General features: G+C 44.6%; 22 protein-coding genes. 11 read left to right on the top strand and 11 right to left on the bottom strand.

What is annotated here, in order from left to right:
• Window position 1: 1 nt before the first annotated feature.
• Window positions 2-1,627, bottom strand: a complete 1,626-nt coding sequence (locus VEA_RS20020) for an ABC transporter substrate-binding protein (RefSeq protein WP_006740892.1) — start codon at window positions 1,625-1,627, stop codon at window positions 2-4.
• Between the two features lie 141 nt (window positions 1,628-1,768).
• On the opposite strand from VEA_RS20020, the gene mpaA reads away from it, so the two are divergent.
• A complete protein-coding gene (gene mpaA / locus VEA_RS20015) occupies window positions 1,769-2,479 on the top strand; it encodes a murein tripeptide amidase MpaA (protein WP_006740893.1) in 711 nt (236 codons plus the stop codon).
• Between the two features lie 19 nt (window positions 2,480-2,498).
• On the opposite strand, the gene VEA_RS20010 is transcribed toward mpaA, so the two are convergent.
• Complete coding sequence (locus VEA_RS20010) at window positions 2,499-3,350, bottom strand: SIS domain-containing protein (protein WP_006740894.1); 852 nt, start codon at window positions 3,348-3,350, stop codon at window positions 2,499-2,501.
• A 242-nt stretch (window positions 3,351-3,592) separates the two neighbouring features.
• On the opposite strand from VEA_RS20010, the gene murQ reads away from it, so the two are divergent.
• From murQ to VEA_RS19995, 3 genes are all read left to right on the top strand, one after another.
• Window positions 3,593-4,495: an N-acetylmuramic acid 6-phosphate etherase gene (gene murQ, locus VEA_RS20005; RefSeq protein WP_006740895.1), complete on the top strand. Its 903-nt coding sequence runs from the start codon at window positions 3,593-3,595 to the stop codon at window positions 4,493-4,495.
• Between the two features lie 28 nt (window positions 4,496-4,523).
• Entirely contained in the window at window positions 4,524-5,978 is a 1,455-nt protein-coding gene (gene murP / locus VEA_RS20000) for a PTS N-acetylmuramic acid transporter subunit IIBC (protein ID WP_006740896.1), read from the top strand.
• Between the two features lie 146 nt (window positions 5,979-6,124).
• On the top strand, window positions 6,125-7,180 hold the full coding sequence (locus tag VEA_RS19995) for a porin (RefSeq protein ID WP_006740897.1): 1,056 nt from the start codon (window positions 6,125-6,127) through the stop codon (window positions 7,178-7,180).
• 202 nt (window positions 7,181-7,382) lie between these two features.
• On the opposite strand, the gene VEA_RS19990 is transcribed toward VEA_RS19995, so the two are convergent.
• The gene (locus VEA_RS19990; protein WP_012842402.1) at window positions 7,383-8,300 is read right to left on the bottom strand and encodes a LysR family transcriptional regulator; all 918 of its coding nucleotides are present in this window, start codon (window positions 8,298-8,300) and stop codon (window positions 7,383-7,385) included.
• A gap of 88 nt (window positions 8,301-8,388) precedes the next feature.
• Between VEA_RS19990 and catC the strand changes: the two genes are divergently transcribed.
• On the top strand, window positions 8,389-9,048 hold the full coding sequence (gene catC, locus VEA_RS19985; protein WP_006740899.1) for a type C chloramphenicol O-acetyltransferase: 660 nt from the start codon (window positions 8,389-8,391) through the stop codon (window positions 9,046-9,048).
• Window positions 9,049-9,104: 56 nt separating this feature from the next.
• Here the strand turns inward: catC and VEA_RS19980 are convergent, their stop codons facing one another.
• From VEA_RS19980 to VEA_RS19965, 4 genes are all read right to left on the bottom strand, one after another.
• Complete coding sequence (locus VEA_RS19980) at window positions 9,105-10,784, bottom strand: DUF342 domain-containing protein (protein WP_012842401.1); 1,680 nt, start codon at window positions 10,782-10,784, stop codon at window positions 9,105-9,107.
• Between the two features lie 251 nt (window positions 10,785-11,035).
• On the bottom strand, window positions 11,036-13,063 hold the full coding sequence (locus VEA_RS19975) for a tRNA(Met) cytidine acetyltransferase TmcA (RefSeq protein ID WP_006740902.1): 2,028 nt from the start codon (window positions 13,061-13,063) through the stop codon (window positions 11,036-11,038).
• Between the two features lie 105 nt (window positions 13,064-13,168).
• The gene (locus VEA_RS19970; RefSeq protein ID WP_006740903.1) at window positions 13,169-14,143 is read right to left on the bottom strand and encodes a ParB/RepB/Spo0J family partition protein; all 975 of its coding nucleotides are present in this window, start codon (window positions 14,141-14,143) and stop codon (window positions 13,169-13,171) included.
• 7 nt (window positions 14,144-14,150) lie between these two features.
• On the bottom strand, window positions 14,151-15,368 hold the full coding sequence (locus tag VEA_RS19965) for an AAA family ATPase (protein ID WP_005374503.1): 1,218 nt from the start codon (window positions 15,366-15,368) through the stop codon (window positions 14,151-14,153).
• Window positions 15,369-16,608: 1,240 nt separating this feature from the next.
• Between VEA_RS19965 and VEA_RS19960 the strand changes: the two genes are divergently transcribed.
• Window positions 16,609-18,579, top strand: a complete 1,971-nt coding sequence (locus tag VEA_RS19960) for a replication initiator protein RctB domain-containing protein (RefSeq protein WP_005392102.1) — start codon at window positions 16,609-16,611, stop codon at window positions 18,577-18,579.
• A 289-nt stretch (window positions 18,580-18,868) separates the two neighbouring features.
• On the opposite strand, the gene VEA_RS19955 is transcribed toward VEA_RS19960, so the two are convergent.
• From VEA_RS19955 to VEA_RS19945, 3 genes are read right to left on the bottom strand one after another with little or no spacing between them, the layout of a single operon-like run.
• The gene (locus VEA_RS19955) at window positions 18,869-19,336 is read right to left on the bottom strand and encodes a hypothetical protein (protein ID WP_006740904.1); all 468 of its coding nucleotides are present in this window, start codon (window positions 19,334-19,336) and stop codon (window positions 18,869-18,871) included.
• The gene (locus tag VEA_RS19950; RefSeq protein ID WP_006740905.1) at window positions 19,336-20,268 is read right to left on the bottom strand and encodes an ATP-binding cassette domain-containing protein; all 933 of its coding nucleotides are present in this window, start codon (window positions 20,266-20,268) and stop codon (window positions 19,336-19,338) included. Before VEA_RS19950 ends, VEA_RS19955 begins: the two co-directional genes overlap by 1 nt.
• Before the next feature lie 2 nt (window positions 20,269-20,270).
• Complete coding sequence (locus VEA_RS19945; RefSeq protein ID WP_006740906.1) at window positions 20,271-21,137, bottom strand: ABC transporter ATP-binding protein; 867 nt, start codon at window positions 21,135-21,137, stop codon at window positions 20,271-20,273.
• Window positions 21,138-21,498: 361 nt separating this feature from the next.
• Here VEA_RS19945 and VEA_RS19940 point away from each other — a divergent pair, with 361 nt between their 5' ends.
• Complete coding sequence (locus tag VEA_RS19940; RefSeq protein WP_005392088.1) at window positions 21,499-21,696, top strand: PA3496 family putative envelope integrity protein; 198 nt, start codon at window positions 21,499-21,501, stop codon at window positions 21,694-21,696.
• A 281-nt stretch (window positions 21,697-21,977) separates the two neighbouring features.
• Complete coding sequence (ribA, locus tag VEA_RS23625) at window positions 21,978-23,039, top strand: GTP cyclohydrolase II (RefSeq protein ID WP_006740907.1); 1,062 nt, start codon at window positions 21,978-21,980, stop codon at window positions 23,037-23,039.
• A gap of 71 nt (window positions 23,040-23,110) precedes the next feature.
• Here ribA and VEA_RS19925 read toward each other — a convergent pair whose 3' ends face one another.
• Window positions 23,111-23,866, bottom strand: coding sequence for a substrate-binding periplasmic protein (locus VEA_RS19925; protein WP_006740908.1), 756 nt, complete (start codon window positions 23,864-23,866; stop codon window positions 23,111-23,113).
• A gap of 68 nt (window positions 23,867-23,934) precedes the next feature.
• On the opposite strand from VEA_RS19925, the gene VEA_RS19920 reads away from it, so the two are divergent.
• From VEA_RS19920 to VEA_RS19910, 3 genes are all read left to right on the top strand, one after another.
• Complete coding sequence (locus tag VEA_RS19920; protein ID WP_006740909.1) at window positions 23,935-25,830, top strand: ATP-binding protein; 1,896 nt, start codon at window positions 23,935-23,937, stop codon at window positions 25,828-25,830.
• Window positions 25,831-25,930: 100 nt separating this feature from the next.
• Complete coding sequence (locus VEA_RS19915; RefSeq protein ID WP_005374484.1) at window positions 25,931-26,140, top strand: DUF3283 family protein; 210 nt, start codon at window positions 25,931-25,933, stop codon at window positions 26,138-26,140.
• 135 nt (window positions 26,141-26,275) lie between these two features.
• Complete coding sequence (locus tag VEA_RS19910) at window positions 26,276-26,992, top strand: YebC/PmpR family DNA-binding transcriptional regulator (RefSeq protein ID WP_005392082.1); 717 nt, start codon at window positions 26,276-26,278, stop codon at window positions 26,990-26,992.
• The last annotated feature ends 7 nt before the right edge of the window (window positions 26,993-26,999 follow it).

Genomic DNA, 26,999 nt, shown 5'->3' with positions numbered 1-26,999 from the left:
GCTACTTCTTGATGTAGAGATCTTTCGAGTAGATGCGCCCTTCTACGTTATTCTTTGCAAAGCCACCCACGGTTGGACGAACCAAACGTGCTTGCATGTAGTAATAGATTGGCGCGATAGGCATATCTGTCGCCAGCAACTGTTCAGCTTGATCGTAAAATCCTTGGCGCGCTTTCTCATTAGTTGCAGCCAATGCACTGTTCATCGCGTTGTCATACGCTTCACTGCTGTAACGTGCAAAGTTACCCGAAGAACCTGAGCGAAGTAAGCTCAGGAAAGTAGACGCTTCATTGTAATCACCGCACCAGGAAGCACGCATCACATCGAAATTGCCTTGTTTACGCGCCACTAAGTACGACTTCCACTCTTGGTTTTCTAACTCCACGTTTGCACCGAGATTTTTTTGTAGCATCGACGCTATCGCAACCGCGATCGATTTGTTTGCCTCACTGGTGTTGTACAGCAATTTAAAATCGAGCGGCTTGTCTTTGCTGTAACCCGCTTCTTTTAACAACTGACGCGCTTTCTCGTCACGTTGTTGCTGACTCCACTTACTGTATTCAGGCGGCGTCGCATCAAACCCGGCGGTGTACTGATGCGCAAAGGTATAAGCAGGAAGGTTACCCACTTGCGTGACACCATTCGTAATCACATCACGCATGATGGAGTACGACACCGCTTGACGCACTCGCACATCATCAAATGGCGGACGAGTGGTATTGAACGCGTAGTAATACGTGCACAACAATGGCACCACCGTGTAAGCCTGCTTGTAATCTTGTTTAAGCTTCTGCGCCATATGAGTCGGCACATCTGACGTGATATCCAACTCTCCTGCCGCATAACGATTGATCGACGCGTTTTGGTTTTCAAACGGAATGTAAGTCACTCTGTTTAGATGCGTATCTGCGCTGTCCCAGTAACTTGGACTCTTAACCAGTTCAATGCGCTCATTCACGACCCACTTATCCAGTGTGAATGCACCATTGCCAACAAATTGGTCTGGATCGCTCCACGGCTTGTCGCGTTTTTCCACTGTCGCTTGATGCACTGGCATCATGGAAGTGTACCCAGTCATGGCGACAAAGTACGGAACTTGACTGTCCAACTCAAAACGTAGGGTGTATTTATCCACCGCCTTGATACCGAGCTCGTCCAAAGGCTTTTTGCCCTCTGCTACATCGGCGATGTTTTTGATCTTGGTGAGTTTGAGATACCAAACATTTGGAGAAGCGGTTTTCGGATCTACCGCTCGGCGCAGTGAATAGACAAAATCCTCCGCCGTCACAGGCTCGCCATTCGACCATTTCGCTTCTTTGCGCAAGTGAAAAGTAAAGGTTTGGTTGTCGTTGGTTTCCCATGATTCTGCCACACCGGGAATGATGTTTCCGTCACGATCTTGAATCACAAGCCCTTCAAATAAGTCACGAATCACATGCATTTCTGGCAGACCTTCGGCTTTCGCAGGGTCAAGCGTCGCCGCCTCTGCGTCATTCGCACGTACTAAATGCTGTTCTGCGGCAAGTTGAATGCCTTTAGGTAAGGTCTCCGCAGCAACTGATGTAGCAAGAAAAGGGGTGAATAAAGAGGAAATCAGCAACGCCGTTGAATGTTTTTTAAAATCCATATCGTTTTTCGTTCTCCTAACGCGTCTTGTGAAGCAAGTGCCACAATTAACATTTCAACCGTTGACGAGTTTAAACGGTTCAGTTTAGCTAGGTGTAATTAGCTTAGATATTGATACTACTTCATCAATCAGGAGATTACGGTGAGTCTAATTCCAAGAACGGAAAGAGCGGCATTTTTAATTCGACCAACATCATACGGTCAATCCGTGCTTGGTGCGCCATTACTGTATTTTCCGGCTCAAGTCGAAAGTGCTTCGCGAGGTTTGATTTTGGCAGGCACTCACGGGGATGAGACGGCCTCGATTACAGGTTTGTCCTGCGCGCTAAGAAGCTTGCCTGCTGAAAACTTACGACATGATGTGATTCTGTCAATGAATCCTGACGGCAACCAGCTAGGCACACGTGCAAATGCAAACCAAGTGGATCTCAATCGCGCGTTTCCAACCCAAAATTGGACTGAGCATGGCACCGTGTATCGATGGAGCTCTCACACACCCGTTCGAGACGTAAAGGTGAAAACTGGCACTAAAAACCAACTAGAGCCTGAAGTTAGCGCATTAATTAACTTGATTGAACTGCGCAAGCCAAAGTTTGTGGTGTCGTTTCATGAACCGCTTGCGTTTGTGGATGATCCCAAACATTCCGACCTTGCCAAATGGCTCAGCGAGCAGTTCCAACTGCCAATCGTAGACGATGTCGACTACGAAACACCCGGCTCATTCGGCACTTGGTGTAGTGAACGTGATTTACCTTGCATCACGTTGGAATTGCCCGCGATTTCTGCCGATCTCACCATTGAAAAGCATCTGTCCGCCTTTATTGCTTTGCTGAGGCACGATCCGGATCTTTAGTCCGCTGTTGAACAAGCGATCATGTGAGGATCTGCTTGATGTCGGTACTGATATCGCTGATCAACTGACGGGCACTGTCGTCTCTTTGCTGAACCAAGATGATAAACAGCAAATCGGTGATCACGTTTTGCGCGGTGCGCGAAGCAATGGATGAGCTGCGATGCTCCATTTCATTGGCGATGGTATCAAACGTAATATCGGCAATGCCGCGCAAGCGACTTCTTCCGGGCGCTGATAACGCAATCACCTTCGCGCCCTGCTCTTTTGCCGCTTCTGCTGCCACGAGAATTTCTTTGCGTTCACCCGAAAACGAAATTGCAATCTGAACATCTTCTGGAGAGAGCGTGCGGGCAACAGCAATCTGCACGTGGCTGTCTTGTTCAGAAAGCGCCGTAATACCAAGTTTAAGCAGTTTAAAGCTTAAATCCTTCGCGGTCAGTGCAGAGCCCCCAATCCCGACCACTTCCACTCGACGCGCTTCACTCAACCATTTCACCGCTTGGTGACACGCTTCGTAAGACAGCGTATTGGTGGTTTGAAACATAGCATCGGTTTTCGCTTTCACCAGTTTCTGTGAAATAACCGCAATGGGGTCGTCAGCCAAAATATCACTGTGCAGCGGTGTCGACTGCATCGCATGCTTACGGCCAATCTCTTCATTCAGAGCTAATTTAAACTCGCTGTAACCTTTAAAGCCGATACGCTGAGTAAATTTCACAATGCTCGATTGACTCACTTTTACTTGCGCCGCAAGTTCTTGGCTAGTGAGCAGCGCGGCCTTTTCTGCGTTTTCAACAATCCAATCGCCGACCAAACGACCACTTTGCGAAAGCTGAGTACGCCTCGCGACTATCTTATTGATAACTGACACAACAAAAACCTCAAAAAATTTAAATAAATTATTCCAAAACAAAAATAATTGGAGTTTGATTTAACCCCATGATTATTCTAACCAAGCCAGTTTATACCGGATGTAATGGACGTATATTTTCTCTCATTATTCCAAATTTCCCCTGCACAAAGAATAACCTCAAGTGTGATTTTTATCACCAAAACAGAATATTTTATTCCATAGAATCGCCCTCAGATTGAACATTACGAAGAGTGTAAAACATGAAAATTGATTTAAGCCGATTGGTGACAGAAAGCCGTAACCCAGCCAGTGCCGAGATCGATACGCTTTCGACCATCGAGATGCTGCAAGTCATTAATGAAGAGGATAAAAAAGTCCCGCTCGCGGTAAAAGCGGTGCTACCACAAATTGCAGAGACAGTTGATGCAATTACCCAAGCTTTTGCAAATGGTGGCCGTTTAATTTACATGGGAGCTGGTACGTCAGGTCGCTTAGGCATTCTTGATGCGAGCGAGTGTCCTCCTACCTACGGCACGCATCCAGATATGGTAATTGGCTTAATTGCTGGTGGACATCAGGCGATTTTGAAAGCGGTAGAAAACGCAGAAGACAATGCGAAAATGGGTCAAGACGACTTAAAGGCGCTTCACCTCACCAAGCATGACGTGGTTGTAGGCATTGCAGCAAGTGGCCGCACACCTTATGTGATAGGTGGTTTGGAGTACGCTAAATCCATCGGAGCTACGACCGCATCTATCGCTTGTAATCCAGAATGTGCCATGGCAAAAGCGGCCGACATCGCGATTCTGCCGATAGTTGGCGCAGAGGTTGTCACTGGATCTTCTCGTATGAAAGCCGGCACCGCACAAAAACTGGTGTTAAACATGCTTACAACAGGCGCAATGATTCGTAGCGGCAAGGTGTTTGGTAACTTAATGGTGGATGTAGAGGCCACCAACGCCAAGCTCATTCAACGCCAAACCAACATTGTTGTGGAAGCAACCGACGCCTCAAAAGAAGAAGCAGAGCGAGCATTAAATGCCTGCGATCGCCACTGTAAAACCGCCATCTTAATGATTTTGGCCAATTTGGATGCCGAACAAGCCAAATCACGCCTCGCCGCGCACAACGGCTTTATTCGCGCAGCACTAAATAATAACTAAATAATCCGAGTTCTGAAGGATAGACCCTATGGCAAAAATAACTTCAAACACAGTATCGCAGTTGCTGTCCGCAGTGGGTGGCAGCAGCAACGTAAGCAAATGTGGTAACTGTATGACGCGTTTGCGTTTATCGCTCGCCAACAATGGCTTGGCTGACCAGTCTGTTATCAAGCAAATTCCCGGCGTAATGGGTGTGGTGGAAAGCGATGAGCAGTTTCAGATCATTCTCGGTCCCGGAAAAGCTCAACAAGCGGCTGAGATGATGAATCAATTGATCGACAGCTTAACCTCTGGTGACAGTGAAGAACCAGATATGCCGCAACAAGATCTTTCTGCCGTCGCGGCCGAGCAGAAAAAACAGATGAAGAGCAAACAAACCAGTGCAGTTCAGCGTTTTTTAAGCAAGTTTGCCACCATCTTTACGCCGTTGATCCCTGGCTTTATTGCCGCTGGTTTGTTGCTAGGTTTTGCGACGTTATTGGAACAGATGTTTGTTCTCGACCAGACACCAAGCCAGTTTATGTTGGATTTGATCGCCTACATGAAAGTCTTTGGTAAGGGTCTGTTTGCTTTCCTAAGTATTCTGATTGGTTACAACGCGCAGCAAGCGTTTGGCGGCTCTGGTGTTAATGGTGCCATTCTCGCCTCTTTGTTTGTGCTGGGTTACAACCCAGAGGCGACATCCGGCATTTACTCTGGCATGAACGAGTTTTTCGGCTTTGCGATTGATCCGCGCGGCAACATTATCGGCGTACTTTTGGCGGCGATCATCGGTGCGCAAGTCGAGCGTAAGGTTCGTCAATACATGCCAGATGATCTGGACATGATCTTAACGTCCGTTATCACTCTATTGATCATGGGTGCGGTAACCTTCTTGATCATCATGCCGATCGGCGGCGAGCTGTTTAAAGGGATGTCTTGGTTGTTCCTCAACTTGAACGATAACCCATTAGGCGCTGCAATCTTGGCAGGTTTGTTCTTAATTTCTGTGGTATTTGGCATCCACCAAGGTTTCGTTCCAGTGTACTTCGCATTGATGGAAGCACAGGGCTTTAACTCGCTATTCCCTATCCTGGCGATGGCTGGTGGCGGTCAGGTTGGCGCGTCAATGGCGCTGTATTTCAAAGCCCAAAAAGACGCTCTACTGCGCACTCAAGTTAAAGGCGCTATTATTCCGGGCCTTCTAGGCATTGGCGAACCATTGATTTACGGCGTGACATTACCACGCGTAAAACCATTCGTTACCGCTTGTATTGGTGGCGCTGCGGGCGGCTTCTTTATCGGCTTAGTTTCTTACCTTGGCTTGCCAGTTGGTCTTAATACGGTGTTTGGCCCGTCCGGTATCGTGGCGATTCCTCTCATGACATCTGAAAATGGCATCTTCCCGGGCATGATGGTGTTTGTTGCCGGCCTGCTTATCTCTTACATCGTCGGCTTCCTCGCGACTTACTTCTTTGGCTGCAAAGACGTCGATTTAAGCTAAATCATTCTTCCCCTATAGGAATGGACTAGCTCGCGCCCTTGGCAAACAAGGGCGCATCCTCTCTACTTCACGACAATTTTTCTTATTCCGTTACTCGGAAGGGGCTTTGTCGTACCTAAAACAATAGAAATGAAAGGTCGTTAATCATGAAAAAGCACATTTTGACTCTACTTCTCCCAACATTGATGGCATCAAACGCAATGGCAGCGCAGCTGTATCAAGCGGAAGATGGGTCAGTTTTAAATATTTACTCTCGTCTTGGTTTCAATGTCACCAGTAAAAATGATGAGCACGGCGATGCAAATGGCGAGTTTGATGGCCGTATTGGTTTAAACGGTTCACAAACTATCAACGAGTACGCGTCGATCATCGGCCAAGCGCAATACCAAGTGGGTGCCGCTGAATACGCAAACCAAGTAAACGACAAACCGTCTCTGACCGCACGTTATGTATGGGCGGGTATTGATGCGAAAGATTATGGTCGCATTACTGGTGGTCGCGTGGCTTCTGGGTTGATTATGTTTACCGACATTGGTGATGTGTTCGCCTCTTCCGATGTTTCTATGGCGCGCCAAGCGAATAAAGTCGACAAAACCGCGACGCAAGTTTTCCGTCAAGATGGCACGCTGCAATACCAAAACAGCCTAGGTAATTTCGACTTTTCTGTCGCGTACATTTTAGGAAACAACACTTCTGAGCTTGACTACGGTTACAACGCTGCACTGCGTTATACGCTAGACATGGGGAATTTGGGTACCTTGGCACCAGTGGTGGCGATGCAGAAAAATAAAGGTGATGCACGTGAAAGCAACGACACCGATTACACATTCTGGGGCGCAGGTACACGTTACTACCTAGGAGATTTGATGTTGGGTGCGTTGTACTCGGAAGATGAACTAGAGGGTTATTACTCACAAACTAGTACCGACAAAGTGATGGAACTGACGGCGGTTTACAGTGTAAATGACAAATGGGCACTGCGTGCTGGTTATCGTTCTTTAGAAAACAGTGATGGTGACGAGCTAGAGCTGAAAGATACAACGCTAGAAGTGCAATACAAACTGACGCCTCGTTCTTCTATCTACACAAACTACGTTGATCGTAACGGCTCGCGTGGCTACAGCAATGGACAAGAAGTCTCGTTTGGCGGTGCGCACGCAGACGAAAGCTACTACCACTTAGGTCTGCGTTACGAGCTGTAAGCACGATACTTAATGTAAGTTAGCTGAATCCATGAGCTTCTTCTGTGTCCGGTCAGTAGTTATTGCCTTTAATGCTGATTTGAAGAAGCTCACCCTCGTAATATGTTTTCTTCGTTACCTGTTTTGACCAACACGCCTACATCAGGAAAGCTGGTGACAGTGTTTTCGCATTCCTTTGCTTCCTCAATTGTTGCTAAGTTTGTTATCGATATTCGCCGACAGAATATATGTTCCTAAAGTGATCAATGAATGCTCGCGTTCTTCTTGGTAAGTGCTCACGTTTTGGGTAAAGCAGATAAAGCGGCAAAATCGCATCCGTTTGCCAATCTGGCAGCAAACTCACGAGTTGTTCTTTTTGTGCAGGTTCAAGTTCGGCCAGTGCAAATTCATCTAACATGGCTACACCACAGCCAGCCAAAGTAGCATCCAACATGGACTGGACAAGATTAAAACTCAGCGTACTTTCTAACTCAATGCTGCACTGCTGTTGAGTTTGCTTATGCGTAAACGTCCACTTGTCTAACCCCAAGTCGCGACTTTTATAAAGGATGTGCTCTAAGTCACCAAGATCCTCTGGCGTACTTACATTTGGTTTATCAGCTAAATACGAGCGATGAGCGATCGGTTTACAGTGTAAAGTGCGTAGCTGATGGCCGACGTATCCCTCTGGAGGAGTATCGGTAAAGTAGAATGCGATATCAAACCCAGCCTCAATCAAGTCGAGAGGTGTCTCTGTGAAGATCACTTCGACGCTCACTTGTGGATGTTGCAATCGAAACTCGATCAATGTTTGGCTGAGTAACGCGGCTCCAAAAGAAGCAGACGCCGCTATTCTCAATTTTCCCGATACGATCTCGTTTGCCATGACTTGCTCATTGATCTGCTCAGCGCCTTCGAGCAGTTGCTTTACCTGCTGATAAAACCGCAAACCATCGTAGGTCAAATTAAACTGGCGCGTAGTTCGCTGAATAAGCTGCACCGACAATATCTCTTCAAGCTGTTTAAGTTGCCGACTTACATGCGCATTCGAACAATTCAGGCGCTTTGCCGCGCCAGCAATACTTCGCTCCTCGCACAAAGCGACGTAAAGTGGTACGTAGCTGAGCCATTTTATTTCCATACAGTAATTCTGAATCTCTAAAATCAAACTACTGGAAATAATAGAAAGCATCTAAACTCTGTACAACCTAAATTTGAAAGGATGAGTTATGAGTGTTTTCGACACGTGGTTAAAAGGTCAAATCATTAAAGATCACATCACTAATCCCAATATCATCGTTGGCGATTACAGCTATTACTCGGGCTTCTATCATCAAAAAAGCTTCGAAGAGCAAGCGGTACGCTACTTGTTGGGTGACCCCGTCACACTTCAAGAATGGCAAAGTAGGGAACCCGATAGCATCGACAAATTAATCATTGGCAAGTTTTGTTCCATCGCTTCTGGAGCCACCTTCATGATGGCAGGAAATCAAGGTCATCGCATTGACTGGATTTCGACCTTCCCCTTCTCTCCTGAAGAATTTGGAGAAGGCGTACAAGACGGTTTCGAGCGTGCCGGAGACACGGTGGTGGGGAACGATGTTTGGATTGGCAGTGAGGCGATGATCATGCCCGGAGTAAACATCGGCGATGGAGCAGTCATCGGAGCACGCGCCCTACTGACGAAAGACATCCAACCTTATTCGGTGGTGGTTGGAAACAACCAAGTCGTACGTCAACGATTCAGCGATAAAGAGATTGAAACTCTACTCAATATCCAATGGTGGAACTGGCCAATAGAACACATTAAACAAGCAATGAAAGTAATGTGTAGCAGCCAAGTCGGTGCGCTTGCGGACTACTATCAAGAGCACATTGTCGATTTTTAGTTAAACAAAAGCCCACACATCTTGTTTCGACATGTGGGCTCAGTAAGTAAGAAAGCTTAAACCGCAGCGACGTCCTCTTCTTCCAAGTTCGCCGAGACTTGAATTTCGTATTGATTGAAACGGAACGAACAACCGCCATGAGTACGCTTTGTCGTTACTTGCTCGTCGCCAAACTGCACCGTCACACGAGTGAAGACATGCTCTTTGGCTTCGACAATATTTTCTTCTAACGCGACTTCAAAGTCATGTTCCGTTTGTTCTAACTTTTGCTTTATCGCTTCAAGCTGCTCGTTGTTTTGTGTTTTCATCACATCAATCTGAGCTTGTTCTTCGTCGGTACGTTCGGCTTTAGGACGTTTCTTAAATTCGAGCTCTTTACGAATCACATCCATCGTTCCTTCTTGAGCACGTTTGTATCGATCTTTGAGCTCTGCTAATCGCTCCTTAAATGCAGAATATCGCGCGAACGCTTCTACCTTAGTGGCGGTGTCGCCTTCTACGCCCAATTGTAAACACACCACTTTGTCACCGACTTTTGCATCCCCGCCGCTGAGCGTACCGTTCCTACCGTTCGCATCCAGCACCGTCAGATTGCGCCCACAAACAATATCGTTATTCATGCTGTGCACCGCCAACTCAATATCTTCGCCGGCTTGCAAATCACAATATTGGGCGTAGCTGGCACGAATCGAACCTTTGGCTTTGACGTGACAACTCTTTGGCTGACCATCACTCACGGTGTGGCCAATGATCCCTTTACCGACTTGGATGTCGTCTTGTGCTTGTACGTCAGCCGATTCAATGAAGCCGCCTACAGTAATAGAGCCCGTCGCTTTAACAATCATTCCGGATTCAATGTTGCCACCGATAATCACATTCCCTTTGAATTTCACGTGACCTGTATTCACGCCAACGCTATTGAGACAGAGTGCGTTATCAACTTCAATGGTTTTGTCTTTAATTAGAGGCGTACCGGATACCGATGCAATCAATAGGTTTGGGTCGTGCTTGCTTATCTCGGTGCCCTTGCCTGGCTTTATTGGGCTGCCTTTTCCAGCTTGTGGAGGAATCACTCGCCCTTGAACAGTAAAACCTGGCGTACCTTTGGTCGCAGGCGTGCGGCGCATCACCTCATCGCCTACGTCAACCGCGATAGTTTCACCGAGGTTACGTAAATCAATTTTGTCGCTAGCAGATTGGCCGTCTTTGGGTTTGAGGATGCGTTTGGTGATGTCTTTAACGAGAGGAGTAAAAAGAGCGTCTTTGCCTTTGATAGGTTGCTTACCAACCGCTACAGGTTGAGAAAAAGTTTCGCCTGGTTTGAGCTGAGTGCTGACAACCAACACTTTCTTCAAAGCCAGTTTGTTGATGCCTTTCGAAACTCGCGCTTGAGCAAGGGCTTGAACAATCTCGGGGCCACGTAAACCTCGGCCTCCGTACGCGCCGACAACGTTCATACTGGCGAGCATGTCATTATTCGATAATTCAACCTCAACTTGCGCGTTGCGTTTTTCCGCAATGACGATGCCTTCGTAGGCCTCGGCTTTACGTTCTTTGGCGCAGTTAATGAATCTCACGACTTCCCCCTCAACAACAAACATCTTTTCAGCGTTCATTGCGACGAGCTGCTCGTTTAATTCATTTTGATTTAGCTCACCACCGAGGTCCACTTCTCCCGGAAGACGGGCTATCACCTTGGTCTTATCTTCAGATAACTCAAGACACAGCTTCCACATACCCTTACCACTTTGCTTCCCATCAACACTTTCAGTCTACCCAAATCCATTTTCTGAACAAACCTCGCATTTCTTATTATAAGGCTCACGTCACTAAAGAAAGTAATCCATCAATAACGGTTAAACAGATATTAAGAGAGCATTTCGATTTAACCTAAAGCTCAATCAAAATACACACTGAAATAAAAAGGAGCTGGATTTACAGTGTAAAATCAGCTCCTAATAATTTCATTTACAGTGTAAATCTCACCTTATTGTTTACAGTGTAAATCGTTCCAAATGTGCTTTACTTCGTCCCTTAGCTGCTGCTCAACTTGCTTTCTTCCAGGTAGCCCAAATTGCTGAGCACATTCAGTCCAACTACGGTTAAGAAAAAGCTTACTGATCATCAAGTCGGAAGCGGAGTTCAAACCTAAGTTAAGTAACCACTGCTGAAGCCAAGCAGACACGGACTCATAACTGTTACCACCATCAGCATAGCATTCAATTAGTAATAACTTAGCGGGATGAAGTGGACTCATTCCCAAAGGTTGCGGTAATAGAGCTCGAAAAATTGAGGCTTCTAATTTTGGATAGACGTCAGCCACATTGTTAGACAACATTTCTTCAAATAGCGCCTGAGATTCATCGACCCAAGCCGTCTGTTTGGAATCACAAGCTTTGACCATCAAGACTGAATAACAACCGCTAGCAGCATCGCGCATTGATCCTAAGCGAATTGTACGGAAGTTCGATTGTCGCCAAAAATGGACCAATTCTTCAGTCGCACCGAAACTCGTGGATAAGTAAGCAATGTGTTTAGCAGCCATTTGCTCAAGTTTCTGCAGCATTTTTTGACCAATGCCTTTTCCTTGCAATGCTGGATGAACAGCAATTCTCATGACTCGCTGCGTCGATAACTTCGCGACATTCGGAAATCCTAGGTGGTTTGCAATCGTAATTGGGGCTAAGTGTCCTTTAGGACGACGCTTACCAAGCTGGATTCCTTCAACCAATTCATCGTCAAGCCCACCCTCTTCGACCGCTAATATTACCCCCACAACCATATTGTCTTGTTTAGCAAAATAGAGATGACTATTGTCATCCTGCAAAAGGTGAATTAAATCATTCGGCGAGGTCTGATAATGAGCATTAACCAAAAGAGCAAAGCACTCGCGCAGCAAACTAGGCTGCGATATCAAATCGTCCTTATCGGCTTTAGAAAGGGAAATTGAGTCGACCTGGTTAAGTTGATGGTGCGTTAACTCCGCATCCAACAAAAACGCGTCATAGAGCCATGATTCGAGCGCATCATTCATGCTCCAGCGGATGGGCTGTGTCATGTGCCATGTTTTCATTCCCGAACGCTGTTTCTGAAGCCAATCAACAAATTTAATCGTAAAGCCCCGGCCACAACCTTCATAACCGTGAATAGTCGTAGAAAAAACGAGTCGATGATAATGTTCGGTAATGCTTTTAAGCATAGGAACTGGAATTGCAGCCGCTTCATCGACAAGTAACAAATCACATTCAGGTCGGCTCGATAGAAGTTCGTCAGGAGCAATGAATTGAATGGCTCCCTGCCCTGATTCTAATCTGTCCTTCCTAATACGCTGCGCATTAGGAAGTAACCGCAAAGCATGTTGGTAAACAGGCTCAACAGCTTTTATAGATGGTGCCGTAATTAAGATTCTAAATGGCTTCTGCTGTAGTAAGTTCGCACACGCAATACCAAGTGCGCTTGTTTTTCCACGCCCACGATCAGCGGTCAAAATTAATGGTCGCTTTCGATGTCCTGTCACCACCTTTTCAATTAGAGAAATGGCATGTTCTTGTTCCGTGTAGTGGCTTTCTTTTTCTGCTTGCTTGATGTCTGGAGCCGTTGGCAATGGTTTGTCTTGCTCAATAACAACGAGCTTCTCCCATTGTTTGTGCATCCATTGCTGAGCAAAATTCGTAGGTTGTCGCGACTCAGTAATGATAATAAGAAGACCACCGCCAACCAATGAGCCAAGCGCGGCGGTAAAGCTATTTGCGTCAAAACCATTTCGAGCATCAAACAATAGAACGTCACACTCTCTGCCTAACAACATGTGCCCTTGTTTAGGCGAAACACTGTATGCGTTTTCCAAACCAAAATCGCCGACACAAAACCAACGTTGATACATCTGTGTTTTATGGAACTCTGACACCAATTCATCTTGCCAAGAAGACTCGCCTTGAATGACGATGCCGAATCTTTGGAAAGATTGGTGAGCTTGTTGTTGAAGTGATGAAAGGAAATCAGATTGTGTCTGCATTTTGTCTATCCAACGTTGAACTGACGCAATGGTATCACATCTTTAATTTGACGCTTCTCAGATATAAAAAAACCGCCCGGAGGCGGTTGATTCAATCATCTTTTGTTATTGCAGCTTGTTTTGCACAAAGGCAAGAATCTCTTCCATCAAGCTGTCGTCAACTTTCTTCAAGTTCAACGCCAGACTGCTACCTTTTCGGCTGTAGCTTGCTCGACCTTTTACTAAGTCGACTTTTTCGGTCTTCTTGCCAGGTTTTGCTGGTGCAAGCTCAGCAATCCAGTTTTCGATGCTTTCCGTGACTTCTTTTGTCAGACGAGCAACGCCTTGAGCTGTGCTTCGCTGCCATAAAAAGCCTTCGCTAGAGCGACACTTATCTAACAGCTCTTGCTGCTGCTCTGGCGTCAACGTTGAAAACTGTTTGTGCAGTTTCACGATAGTTGGACGACCAAGATCGCCGACATTGGGATACGCTTGAAGCAGTTCTAACGGTAATGCCGCCGCTTTTAAAGCGCCACTTACTAACGCTTCACTGCACTGGAACATTTTCGCCAATGCTTTCTGATCTTCAGCTTCACCACTATCTAGTTTAGCCTGCATCTCTTTACCTTTTTCGTACAAAGAGAGCGGCTTATGAGCATTTGCCACATCAGATAAAAACTTAGCATGGTCAGTATTGATGTTGTCAGCAACATAAACCAAAAAATCTTGTTCAGCGAGGATACAAGACATGCGACGACGGCTACCATCTAAAACTTCAATCTTGCCATCTTTAGTTCTACGACCCACAGCTGGATATTGTTGGCCACGCTCTTTGAGTGTGACTAAAACATCAGATAAAGCATGTTCGTTTAAGAACGATTGCTCACGAGCGTTATCAACAAACACCGTTGTTTCTGTCGCGACTTTCTCTGCAGGAATACGAACAAGTTCAAACTGAACAATGTTTTCACCTGCGACAGCTAGCTCAATCGTTTGAGCTTTTTCTTTTGCCGCGGTTTGCGCCTCTTGTGGAGTCACAACACGACGTTTATTCGTTTTGCCAAATAATTTCGCGTTTAATTCAGACGTTTTCAAAGCCATTTACTTATTACCCCTGATTCAATGACGGCCAATTAGAATGCAGCACACGCTCTAATTCCAGTGCGCTTTTATGAACAGCATCTTGTGCGGTGGCTAGCGTCTTCTTACCGCCTTCAAAATCGCTTACTGTCAGATCAAATACTGTGCTGTAGGTATCGGCACAGGTTTCAAACGCACGGCTACGAGGGATAGTAGCCATCATAACTTGGTCACCTAGAAGATAGTTCATTTCAGTTAAAACAGAAACTTGCTTCTTATTGTCGTCCTCAAACATGGTTGGCATCAAGCGAACAAACTCAAGACCATTCCAGTCTTCCGGAAACATTTCATATACCGTAGGCAAATGCTGGAAGAAGTTTACTGTTGAAGCCCAGTCCAGACGCTTAGCCGCACAAGGGATTAACAACGCATTTGATGCATACATCGCATTCCATACTAGTGGGTCAACATGTGGGCCGGTATCAATCATGATGATATCGAAGTCATCAGCAATTTTATCAATCAGTTGCTCTTTTAGCAGACGAACGATATCGAGTGATGGATCTTCAGATAGCGTTTGCCATGCTTCAGCATTAAACATTGCGTCTTCTGGAAACGCTGAAATCGACTTTAAGTTCGGGTATTGCGTTGGCAGCAATACGTTTTTACGCAAAAATTCACTGTCAATTTCTACACCATCAGGCACGTTACCCAACATAATGTCTACAGCAGAATAGATATTGTCATGCTCTGCCATGCTGATTTGTGGGTTGAGGAATAAACGTAGCGAGCCTTGTGGGTCTAAGTCGATTAAACAAATACGGTAGCGTTTATCCAAATTTAGCGCTAAACATGCCGCTAAATGGACCGCTGTCATTGATTTACCTGTACCACCCTTCTGGTTCTGCACGTTAATAATCCAAGGTTTGTTACCTGAATTCTTCTTACGCTCATGAAATTTAGGCACTTCAGCCGCATCCATAAGCATATGTGCTTCTTCTAACGTAATTGAATAGTGATTCGCGTTATTTTTAGTAAATTGATGGCCAGCCGCTTCCATCTTACCAATCGCGTCATCGAGCTTACGGCGAGTTAAACCTGAACGGGTTTCCATCATCGCCTTAGACATTGGTGGGAAGTAGTTATCGCTTCGCTCTTCTAAAACAATTTCAATACGGTCAGCTTGAACCTGCTGAGTCAGCTCCGCCAACTCAAGAAGGTTTTCAATCGTTTTTTCTCTTTTCATGCCAAATTCCGTTGGAAGGATTTATGCTTGCAATTGTACAGCAGTAAAGACCAAAAACAACAAAAAGGTGCACGAACATTTTGAATAACCATCACATAAAAAAACACTCAAATCGACGCTTTTATGATTTATAGTAAAAAACATAACTATTTTTAATTAAATAATCTTCGAATAAATGGACACCTTAAACTTAAAAATAAAAGTGTTACAGCGTCACTCATTTACAATGTAAATCAATTTTCTACCGGAACGATTATATTCTTAAGCTAAATTACGGATTATGTTAGACCAACCTAATTTATACAAAAAATAGAAAGTAATCTTTCAACATGAACGCTAATAACAACCTTGATCATGTATCCGAGCCAAAAAGGGCTGTTCAAGTGATGTTCCTATGGAAGTATGATCAAGGCATGCTTATGATCATGCTTCCATGATAAAACACAAATACGAAAGCATGATCATGGAAAAATAGAGTAGACGAGGGTGTAAACACGCGAATTAAATAAGATCCATCAATCGGAAATATGATCAAGCTATAGAATCTCTCGGAAGCATGAGTTTTTGTCTCTAATTTACGGTTGAATGCAGTCAGAATGGGGGATGGAGAAGAAATTAGTGGATAGAGAAGCCGGAACAATGAAATTGTTCAAGTGACTATGATAAATCTTACTCTCATGATCATGCTTCCCAAGAATAGCCCGAAACTAGGTTTTACTGCGGAATAAGAGCTACTTGGATGTATTTTCATCACATGCGTAATTTATCATCAATATTATCTCCAGAACGATAGCTATCTCAGCTCTTGATCATCGATCCGAGTATCAATAACATCGACAATGCTCAATAAAATCCTCATTAAGATCATTATTAAACACAGCATCTGTGGATAACCTGTAAAAACATCATGATCATCGTTTCATGACTCTTTTGATCATCTTTTCATAAACTTAATGATCATGCTTACGAGCAAATGTGATCATGCTTTCAGGCTATTGTTGATCATAGTTTCAGAATTAACATGATCATAGTTCCGACATGCATGAAAATAATCACTTTATAGAACATGCACTTAGCGGCAAAACGATAGCCAGATCATTAGATCATATAATCAATTAAGATCAGATTAATCAAAAAGATCAGTTATTTAAAAAACAATCTTTTTTCTTTATTTATGATCTGTTTTTCTTTATTCTTCGGAACCATAGCACAACTACGGCTAGTGTGATCTGGATCTAAAATGACGGCTGATGAAAAAATTCTGATTAAAGCACCTAGAAGCCATAAGGATGGCCATCTTTTTGAGGTACATGAATCCTCTGCAGATTGGGTAGAGCAGTACCAACATTTCAAAGGGGTGACCAAAAGCATCTTAGAGTTGCTTAATCTGATCTCATTGCGAGGTTTCAGCAGCAAAGATGGATTGGTTTCAACCACAGAGATTGTGGAAGCAACGGACGGACAACTCACTCGTGCAGCTCTGCAACAACGCTTACGTGCAGCAGTAAACATTGGTTTGTTTACTCAAACTCCAGTGCGGTTTGAAGAAGGACTTGCTGGTAAGACGATGTTACATAAGTTTGTTAATCCTAATCAGCTTATTTCAGTGTTGGGTGCAACAAGTCTTGTTACAGACAAAGTACGCCAAAACGAAAAGCAAAAACGTTCAAAAGCATTGGCTCAAACCCAAGTGAACAAGCGTTTGTTGAATGAACATGGGTTGAATACCCCTCCAACGATGAAAGATGAAGCCGATCAATTTGTCGTATCTCCAACGAATTGGGCTGGGATCATTGACCAAGCACTTGCACCACCAAGAACTCGAAAAAGTTATCAGAAATCCATGGTGTCGATCTCTGGTACCAAAGCGGTTATTGAAACGCGATCATCCAAAAATATCATGACTGTGGATGATCTGATGACCTTGTTTGCTCTGTTCACGTTGACCGTGCAATACCATGATCATCACAAAGATCAGTATCAACTCGACGCAGCACACGTGCCGAACAAGACGCCGTTATACATTACTGATATTTTGTCGCTTCGAGGCAAAAAAGACAGTGGTCCAGCACGTGACTCTATTCGCGACAGCATTGATCGTATTGAGTTTACCGATTTCCAGCTGCATGAACTTACTGGTCGTTGGCTAAGTGAAAACATGCCAGAAGGATTCAAAAGTGATCGTTTTCGTTTTCTTGCTCGAACCATCACTGCGTCTGAAGAAGCGCCTGTAGAGGGAAGCGATGGTGAAATTCGTATCAAGCCAAACTTGTACATTTTGGTTTGGGAGCCTTCGTTTTATGAAGAACTATTAACGCGTGATTATTTCTTCTTGTTCCCACCAGAGATCTTGAAGCAACATACTTTGGTATTCCAACTGTATTCTTTCTTCCGTAGCCGCATGGTGCGTCGTCATACTGACTGCATGCTGCTGAGTGAATTAAACCAGAAGCTGGCACGTAACATCGAATGGCGACGATTCTCGATGGATTTGATCCGAGAGCTGAAGCGTTTATCGGATGGTAAGGGAACGGATGAGCTGTTTGTCGTGAATTTGTGGGGTTATCACCTGACGATCGAAACTATGATCGAGAATGACAAAGTGATGGACTACCAGATCGATATAAAATGCGATGTAGAAGAAGTCTTACGTTATTCACGTGCGCGAACAACCAACGCAGGAAAGCGTAACATGGCGCCTACGCTGCCAAACCCACTTCGTAATGAGATGGTTACCCGACAACAGCTTGAAGAGCTCTCAGGCATCATAGACGGCGAATTTGAGCCTATCCAACGCAAAGCGCCATCTCCAAGAGGGAATTTAGGCCGCCGCGTGAAGCAAAGAAAACACCTGGTAGAGATCAATGCAGACGAGATCACCATTACTTTATCTAAATATACCTCACCAGAGGCCCTAGAACGCAGTATAACGGCTTTATCTGCGATGACAGGGCACTCGTATGCCTCAATCAAAGAAGAGTGCTCTGATTACATAGAGAAGCTTGATTGGCTAAGGGTAGGGGATGAGCCAATTCCTTATGAGACATTAAGCAAAACCGTCGAGCTGTTTAACACTCAAAATGATATCAAGCATCTTACCATTGAGCGCTTGATTGCTGGATTAGCGGTACGTCGGAAGGTGTGCCGTCAAATCTTCGATGGCCACATGGATGAAATGGTATTCCGCGCTCTGGATGAAATGGCGATTTAAAAGCGTTGCTTGATACACATCAAGCAATAGGCGTGGCGTATTGATTTGAAATGTAACAATGTCTTTCGATGATAAAAAACAGACTTAACTCTAACAAATCACTGACATTAGGAGCCAAGCCTGAGACTACTATTTATCACGAATAGACAACCTTTTGTCCTTTCTGATGATTAATAGATTGGCTCATATTGTTACATTCATTCTGAATAGACTTCGCGAGTTTCTCCTCAGGAAACTCGCTTTTTTTTACCTCAAATTCCTCAAAGTAAGCCTTGATCATTTTTCCAGATTAATGAGATAAACCTTGATCATGCTTCTTGACTTCATTCCAGTGTAAAGAACGCATCAAAGCAACATGCGACTCGATCAAGTTATGTGCTTGTTGTTGCCACTCATTTTGATCACATTGCTGATTACAAAACTCTAACGCTAAAACGGTAAGGTGCTGAAGTCGCTTTAAACACCAATCTTTGATCAGAATATCGGTCGATACCTGACATGCCGCTTGCTCGAGCTTTGCGCTCGTGTAAAGCAAGGTTTGATACGCTTTTTGAGGATCTTGGTACCTAGCATGTTGAAACACACGTAAACAACCGTCTAGCCAGCAAGCAATCGCTTTGCTTTGAACTTCGTTCAGTTCTGGGCCAAACACGCCATCGGGCGCTTGATATAAGATCGCTTCCAGGTTTTCAACTTGATCATGCTTCCGATGTTCATACCACATGGCGATCTGATCTTGCCAAGTCCTCAATTCCATTACGCAGCCTCAGTCCATTGTTTTACATAGTGATTGGGTCCTATTTGATCAAATTCGTCGACAATGATACTGCTACGACTACGAATTTCATCGGCATCTATCGAATAGTTTGGTTCACTTTTCACTAAGTTACCAAAAGGAAGATCTGGATCGGGAACGGCTGAAATCAATAGTTTGGTGTACGGGTGCTGCGGATTCTTCAGTATTGAGTGTGTATCACCCCATTCAACGATTTGCCCTTTGTACATCACAGCTGTTTCTTCCGCGATGTAGTGTGCGGTCGCCAAATCATGAGTAATGTACAAAAAGCCGATTCCTAGCTCTTGCTTCATGCGCTGCATTAGATTCAGTACCCCGAGGCGAATGGAGACATCCAGCATCGATGTTGGCTCATCCGCAAGAATGATTTGCGAACCGACGGCGAGAGCACGTGCTAAGTTTACTCGCTGACGTTGTCCACCACTAAGCTCGTGAGGAAACTTATTTAATGTCTCTTCAGGTAGTTCCACCAAATTTAAAAGCGCTTCCAAACGGGCAGGAATGTCACGTTCGCTTTTGATTTGCTTATGAATCTTTAAAGGGCGTGTGAGATGATGGCGAATGGTATGAGTTGGATTGAGTGAGCCAAACGGATCTTGAAACACCATTTGTACTTTACTGCGATACTCTTGGAGCGCTGAGCGTGACGTAATCTCATTGATATTAGTGCCATTGAAAAGGATCTCGCCTTCTGTTGCCGGATAGACTTTAGTGATCAAGCGAGCACACGTACTTTTACCGCAGCCTGATTCTCCAACCAAAGCCAGCGTTTTTCCTGCATACAGATCAAAGCTCACGCCTTGGAGCGCACGGAAGGTTTCCTCTTTCGCTAAACCACCGCCTACTCTGAACTCTTTAATCACGTTTTTCATTTGGATGATAGGCTGATTCATGATTACGCTCCTGGTTGCTCTGGTTGCTCTGGTTGCTCTGGTTGTTTGTGGACATCGTGGATGTTTGGGAAAGAAGCCCATAGCTTTTGTGTGTAGGGATGTTGAGGATTATTGCGAATTTCGTATGCCTGATTGACTTCGACGATTTCTCCATGCCGCATGATGGCAATGCGATCACACAATTGGCTCATCAGCGCCAAGTCGTGCGTAATAAAGAGTACTGAGAAGCCAAATTCATCTCTAAGCTGATAGATTTGTTGTAAAATCTCTCTTTGTACCACCACATCTAAAGCGGTTGTGGGCTCATCCATAATGATCAGCTTAGGGTTCAAAGACAAAGCAATAGCAATCACCAAGCGCTGACGCATTCCACCTGAAAATTGGTGAGGGTATTCCGTTAACCGTTCTCGTGGAATATTGACCAAGTCCAATAGTTTTTCTGCTCGATCTTTCGCTTGAGCGTTGGTGAGTCCTTGGTGATGACGCAATACATCTGCGAATTGCTCTTGGATCGTTAAGACAGGGTTGAGTGAGTTCATCGCGCTTTGAAACACCATGGCGATTTCACTCCACCTCAGAGCGGTTAGCTCAGAATCTGAGAGGCTAAGAATGTCTTTGCCATCAAACAATATTTTACCGCCAGAAATGAACGCTGGCGGCTTATGGAGACGATTGATCGAGAATGCGATCGTGCTTTTGCCACATCCCGATTCACCAGCAAGCCCAAATACTTCCCCTTTGCCGATATCGAAGCTGACGGATTTTACCGCATTGAAATCACCATTATCGGTGATGTAATCGACGCATAAATCTCGGATCTGGATGACCGGATTATTGTGGTATGCATGATTTAAGTTAATACCATCCATATAAACACCTTACCAATGTAAAAGATAATTATTATCATTATCAGGTGTAATGGTTTTTAGAAAGTGGCAAGCGGCGAATCAGTGAAGTGACTCGAAAGTTAGGCGAAATAAAAAGTGGTATCCGGCGTTGTTAATGAGGTCAAGGAAGACGAGAATTGAGAGCTGGATCAGCTCACTTTTCTTAGGGGGAATTACTCAAATCTAATCGTAAATTTGCCCCTTGGCAAAACTTAAATGATGGATCTATTAAGGAGTTAACGAAAGGGCGGGAGGGGTCACATTTCCCTACAGTTTTTCTTACCACCTCGTTCCTGTTTTGCTATAGATTACGCATCGAAAACATGGTGTGTTCGGAGGAAATATGTCCATTAATTCTATCGACCATGACGAGATGACCAACATCGCTCACAAATGGGAATTACCTGATGAAGAAGCCGTTGTGAAGCCTGAGAAAACAGTGAAATCAGCAGAAGCCAGAAGACGCATTGAAGCGCTACGTGAAATCCGTGAAAGTGGATTGACCATTGAAGAAGCAAGGGAGCTTGGCTTGATACACTGATTGCTCTAGTTTGGTATAGCAATCCATAGGGTAGTCGTCGGGCTGCCCTTTTTATTTTTCGCTCCATTTTAGCCATAGCGTCTCACTACAACATCTCACATCTCTTTATTTTTCTTATCCAAACGTTCTAATTCACCTCTCTTTCACCTAAAAAGTTCTAGATCCAAACTCATTTTCATCTGTGTAGAAGTTTGACAATCTTACCTAGCGTTACTAAAAGATATATCAATAGCGATATGCTTTTTGTTGATTATCGCGACCACAAAGCAAGGAGCGCGAGTATGGTTGACCAAATCCTTTTTTATGAGCCCGATGAGCCCCACGGTTTTCTTTCCAATTTTTGCCATGCCCCAGTCAATATATCCTCCCAAACTTGGCCCACCAGCGAACATTATTATCAAGCCCAAAAGTTCCTCGATGCGCAGTTACAAAGCAAAATTCAACACGCGAGCACTCCCGATGAAGCATTCGCCTTAAGCCGAAAATACGAACATTTCGTCAGAAGTGACTGGGAGGATATGAAGTTGGCCGTTATGGCTTTCATCGTTAGAGAAAAGTTTCTGCAAAATCCACCTTTAGCGCAGCAGTTAATGAGAACGGGTAACGCTTGTCTCACAGAGCATTCTCACAAAGATGCCTTTTGGGGGGATGGGGGAGACGGTAAAGGAGAAAATCATTTAGGAGAAATTCTGATGAACGTTCGGGCTGAGCTGAGACATGTCGAGCCCTACAATCTCGTGAAGTTCATCGATAAAGCCAAATTGCCTACCCAATGGGGCACATTTATGATGTATGGCTTCGTTGAAACTGCCACGAACAAAGAGCATCTTGCCCTCGTGTATGGAGAGCCTGCAAACAGCGCAGCACCGCTTATTCGGTTGCATTCGGAGTGTCTTACTGGCGATGCCTTGTTTAGTACGCGTTGCGACTGTGGTTTTCAGCTCAACAGGGCGCTACAAAATATTGTCGAAGAGGGATGTGGTGTACTGCTTTATTTGCGTCAAGAAGGACGTGGTATTGGCTTGATTAATAAAATTCGAGCTTATCACCTCCAGGACGATGGCGCCGATACTGTAGAAGCCAATGAACGTTTGGGCTTTGCTGCCGATATGCGTGATTACGCGTTCTGTAAAGGGATGTTAGAGCATTTGGGCATTGATGCGGTGCGACTAATGACGAACAACCCACGTAAGCTGGCTGCGTTAAAAGCGGTTGATATCAACGTCATTGAGCGTGTGCCCTTGCAGGAAGGTAATAATCCAAGCAATCAACACTACTTGCAAACTAAGGCGAGTAAATTAGGGCACATGTTTGATCCTAAGTTTGTCAATCACACCAAGTAAAGCATCATCTATGTCTCAATAGATGAAAACGCCAACGATAGAATCGTTGGCGTTTTCATTCGTTAGGTCATTTATTGATACCTTTGAATGATCTCATCAATTTCACCCGATGTTTTTAACTCAGCCAAACGTGTATTGATGTAGTCCTGAGTTTCTGGCTGCATTTGGGGCGAAAAGGCCAAATAGATCGAGTAGTCAGGGATAACTGAGTCGAAAGATTGGATCTGAAAATCTTCTAGCGACAAATTGAGGCGTTTTAAGTTGTACATAACACGTGATTCCATTTCGACGAAGGCTGTATCTCCTGGTGTTCGGGTTATCACTCTATATGCGGCATCATAATCTTTAACGCGTATTTCATTCACACTACCATCCTCAAAGAATGGGATTAAATTAGGATAATCAAAACCGAGTAGTAATACGATAGATCGGCCATGCATGGTGTCCATATTCTTGAACTCTAACGGTTTCTCACTACTAGAGACCAATACATGTTTTACAGTGTAAATGGGCTCTTCAGACAAGTTTTCTGATTGCACCTTGCCCCAATTTGGGCTGCCGTAAGTTAGCCAGTTTGGTTCGCCACCTTCTTCTAATATGGAGATCATTCGTTTAAACGGATAAGTATGATAATTCACCTGATAATCCGATTCAGCGAAAATGGCACTGACGATGTCAGTCACAATCCCGGAATGCATTTGCCCCTGTTGTTCTATTTGAAATGGCCTTGCTTGGTCGGCGATAACGTAATAGTTCACTTCAGCGGCAGTAGCATAAGTTCCTATCGCAATAAAACTAAAAGCCAATCTAAGTAGAAGTCTTTTCATCGTATCCTCGATTATTATTTGCGCGTGGCTATATTTAGAGTAGCGCAAGTTTATCGGAGCGATTTCATATGGATGAAAAAGAGCGATCTCAACGTCGATTTAGTATCGGCAACCAACTTATGTTGGCGGTGTTAACGTTGAGTTTAATCTTTACTGTCATCATTTCCGCTGTGAGTTTATATCGAGTTTTTAACGAAGATTTAGCCCATTTGCACGTCGAGCTAAAGCAGGTCGAATCCAGTTACTTATCGAGCTTTTCTGCCAGCTTATGGGTGGAGGATAGGGAGCTGTTACTCACTCAAGCAGAGGGCGCAATGCGCATGCCCTCTGTGGATTATTTACGTATCGCTAATGAAGATGAAGTTATCGTCGAACTAGGCACCGCACTTTCTGGGGATGTCGTAGAAAGAAGTTGGCCGATGCAATATCGTGTTGGTGATAAAACCTATGATCTGGCGACATTGACTGTTCAGGCGGATCTGAGCTCGATTTATGAAGATCTTTGGCAACAATTTTTTTTCTTGCTCACGACAGAAGCGATCAAGATCCTATTGCTCATAATTGGCGTGCTTTGGGTCGCCTTCCGCCTCTTGGTCAATCCTCTCCAACTGCTTTCCGGCGCCGTGAGCGATTTTAGTGGCGGGAAGGTCCCAAGCAAAGTTACGCTCCCAAAGCGTTGGTGTTTTGATGAAGTGAGCGTGTTGGCGGAGAAATACAACCGAAGCGTTGAGAAAGTCCGTGAACATCAGACTGAGCTTGAAGAAGAAAGAGATAGAGCGGAAGTCGCCAACCGCAAAAAAAGTGAATTTCTTGCCACCATGAGCCATGAAATTCGAACACCGATGAATGGCATTATTGGTGTCGCTTCATTACTGGGTGACACCAAACTCGATCCTCAGCAAAAAGAGTTTGTAGAGATCATCGATAGTTCTTCTCACTCTTTAATGACGATCATCGACGATATTCTCGACTTTTCTAAAGTCGAAGCAGGTAAAGTCGAATTAGAAAATGTAAGCTATGATCTGCGCCGTATTTTGGATGATGTGATCAGCTTACATACCGTCAAAGCCAAGCAGAAGAATCTGCAATTGCTTAGCGATATTGATCCTCACTTGCCAGCGGAAGTGCAAGGTGATGCTGCACGCTTAAAACAGGTATTGAACAATTTGTTGAGCAACGCGATCAAATTTACTGATCGTGGTCATGTGAAGCTTCTTGTTGAGTTAACACGTCAAGAGCATGATGTCGCCATGATTCGATTTCGCGTCGTTGATTCTGGCATTGGTATTGCGAAAGAAAACCAACAAGCTATCTTCGAACGTTTCCAACAAGCCGATGGCAGTACAACCAGAAAGTACGGTGGTACCGGCCTTGGTTTGGCGATTGGTGCTCAGTTGGTGAACTTAATGGGAGGAGAAATCCAGCTGACAAGTGAGTTGGGGCTCGGTAGTTGTTTTGAGTTTTCGATTCCAGTTGTAGTAAAAGCACGGTCTACCTACTCGGAACTACCTAATGTTTTGACGTTTCCAAAAGTTGAAGATAATGAAACCAGCCTCCAGCATGACAATCAACCTTGGGTATTGATTGTTGAAGATACCATCGTAAACCAGAAAGTCGTGCGTATTATGTTGGAAAAGCTCGGCGTTCGAGTGAGCGTCGCAAATCATGGTGAAGAAGCGCTTCAGCTATGTGAGAAGCAAGCTTTTGACTTGGTGTTTATGGATTGCCAAATGCCAGTGATGGATGGCTTCATTACTACTGAGCGTATTCGACAAATGGGAGAGTGGGGGAAACACGTTCCCATTATTGCGTTGAGTGCCAATGTTATTAAAGAAGATCAACAACATTGCTTTGACGTCGGTATGAATGAGTTTGTCGCCAAACCTGTGACCAAAGATCGGTTGCATCAAATATTCGAGCAGTTTTTACCAAAAGCGCTGAAAATCAGTGCGGGTCCCAAATAGTTAACTTGAAATTGATCAAGTTAAGTGCGTTTCTATTCTGCAATTGTAACTCTGTATGCTATAGTGCGCGGCTAGTATTTAAAGTACCTTGAGGCTGTAAATGTCGTTCAATCTATCCCTATTGCCGCCTGATGAAAAAAACAAAATCGAACTGGATAAACAAGCGTCGTTTTTGGTTTGGAAGCTCAGAGAGGCCAAATCTGGTCCTGAAGCAATAGAAGAACAGTTGTCCAAGATTAACGATGCTGATGAAAAAGCGTTTTTTCAGCAATCGGTCGAAAAGTACAAACGAGTAATGGGTGTCGCTTAACGCGAATCGTGACAACGGTATAAAACTATGTGGCGAATGAGGTAACCTCCCTATTCCTTTGCTAAGCGAAATTGAAAAGGTTTCGCTTTTTGCTAAAATCCTTCGCATTAAATTTGAATTTAGAGAGACATCCCGATGGGAAGAAGTTTTGAAGTGCGCAAAGCCTCTATGGCGAAAACTGCAGGCGCGAAAATTAAAGTTTATTCCAAATACGGTAAAGAAATTTACATGTGCGCGAAAAACGGCGGTAGTGACCCAGACATGAACTTGTCTCTTCGCCACCTGATCGCGAAAGCGAAAAAAGATCAGGTACCAGCGCACGTTATCGACAAAGCACTAGACAAAGCGAGTGGCGGCGGTGGTGAAGATTACCAACCAGCGCGCTACGAAGGCTTCGGCCCTGGCGGTACTAGTGTTATCGTTGACTGTCTGACCGATAACGGCAACCGTACTTTCCAAGATGTACGCCAATGCTTTGTTAAAGTGGGTGCGAAAATTGGTGTTGAGGGCTCAGTTTCTCACATGTTCGATCACCAAGCGGTATTCCAGTTCAAAGGCGACGATGATGAAATCATCCTAGAAACGCTAATGATGGAAGATGTAGACGTAACTGACGTTGAGCTAGAAGACGGTGTGATCACTGTATTCGCTCCTCATACAGAGTTCTTCAAGACGAAGACAGCACTAAATGGTGCGTTCCCAGATCTAACGATCGATGTGGAAGAAATCACTTTCGTTCCTCAAACTCACACTCCAGTAGCGGGTGAAGATGCTGAGAAGTTCCAGAAATTCCTAGATCTTCTAGATGACTGTGACGACGTTCAGCAGGTTTACCACAACGCAGAGCTATAATTTTTTA

It is taken from the genome of Vibrio antiquarius (assembly GCF_000024825.1).
Lineage (GTDB): Bacteria > Pseudomonadota > Gammaproteobacteria > Enterobacterales > Vibrionaceae > Vibrio > Vibrio diabolicus.
This window is presented reverse-complemented; position numbering and strand designations above follow the sequence as displayed.

Excerpts from the sequence above, each read along its gene's own strand:
- VEA_RS20020 (WP_006740892.1), bottom strand. The coding sequence starts at position 1,627 with ATGGATTTTAAAAAACATTCAACGGCGTTGCTGATTTCCTCTTTATTC.
- murQ (WP_006740895.1), top strand. The coding sequence starts at position 3,593 with ATGAAAATTGATTTAAGCCGATTGGTGACAGAAAGCCGTAACCCAGCC.
- murP (WP_006740896.1), top strand. The coding sequence starts at position 4,524 with ATGGCAAAAATAACTTCAAACACAGTATCGCAGTTGCTGTCCGCAGTG.
- VEA_RS19995 (WP_006740897.1), top strand. The coding sequence starts at position 6,125 with ATGAAAAAGCACATTTTGACTCTACTTCTCCCAACATTGATGGCATCA.
- VEA_RS19990 (WP_012842402.1), bottom strand. The coding sequence starts at position 8,300 with ATGGAAATAAAATGGCTCAGCTACGTACCACTTTACGTCGCTTTGTGC.
- catC (WP_006740899.1), top strand. The coding sequence starts at position 8,389 with ATGAGTGTTTTCGACACGTGGTTAAAAGGTCAAATCATTAAAGATCAC.
- VEA_RS19980 (WP_012842401.1), bottom strand. The coding sequence starts at position 10,784 with ATGTGGAAGCTGTGTCTTGAGTTATCTGAAGATAAGACCAAGGTGATA.
- VEA_RS19975 (WP_006740902.1), bottom strand. The coding sequence starts at position 13,063 with ATGCAGACACAATCTGATTTCCTTTCATCACTTCAACAACAAGCTCAC.
- VEA_RS19970 (WP_006740903.1), bottom strand. The coding sequence starts at position 14,143 with ATGGCTTTGAAAACGTCTGAATTAAACGCGAAATTATTTGGCAAAACG.
- VEA_RS19965 (WP_005374503.1), bottom strand. The coding sequence starts at position 15,368 with ATGAAAAGAGAAAAAACGATTGAAAACCTTCTTGAGTTGGCGGAGCTG.
- VEA_RS19960 (WP_005392102.1), top strand. The coding sequence starts at position 16,609 with ATGACGGCTGATGAAAAAATTCTGATTAAAGCACCTAGAAGCCATAAG.
- VEA_RS19955 (WP_006740904.1), bottom strand. The coding sequence starts at position 19,336 with ATGGAATTGAGGACTTGGCAAGATCAGATCGCCATGTGGTATGAACAT.
- VEA_RS19950 (WP_006740905.1), bottom strand. The coding sequence starts at position 20,268 with ATGAATCAGCCTATCATCCAAATGAAAAACGTGATTAAAGAGTTCAGA.
- VEA_RS19945 (WP_006740906.1), bottom strand. The coding sequence starts at position 21,137 with ATGGATGGTATTAACTTAAATCATGCATACCACAATAATCCGGTCATC.
- VEA_RS19940 (WP_005392088.1), top strand. The coding sequence starts at position 21,499 with ATGTCCATTAATTCTATCGACCATGACGAGATGACCAACATCGCTCAC.
- ribA (WP_006740907.1), top strand. The coding sequence starts at position 21,978 with ATGGTTGACCAAATCCTTTTTTATGAGCCCGATGAGCCCCACGGTTTT.
- VEA_RS19925 (WP_006740908.1), bottom strand. The coding sequence starts at position 23,866 with ATGAAAAGACTTCTACTTAGATTGGCTTTTAGTTTTATTGCGATAGGA.
- VEA_RS19920 (WP_006740909.1), top strand. The coding sequence starts at position 23,935 with ATGGATGAAAAAGAGCGATCTCAACGTCGATTTAGTATCGGCAACCAA.
- VEA_RS19915 (WP_005374484.1), top strand. The coding sequence starts at position 25,931 with ATGTCGTTCAATCTATCCCTATTGCCGCCTGATGAAAAAAACAAAATC.
- VEA_RS19910 (WP_005392082.1), top strand. The coding sequence starts at position 26,276 with ATGGGAAGAAGTTTTGAAGTGCGCAAAGCCTCTATGGCGAAAACTGCA.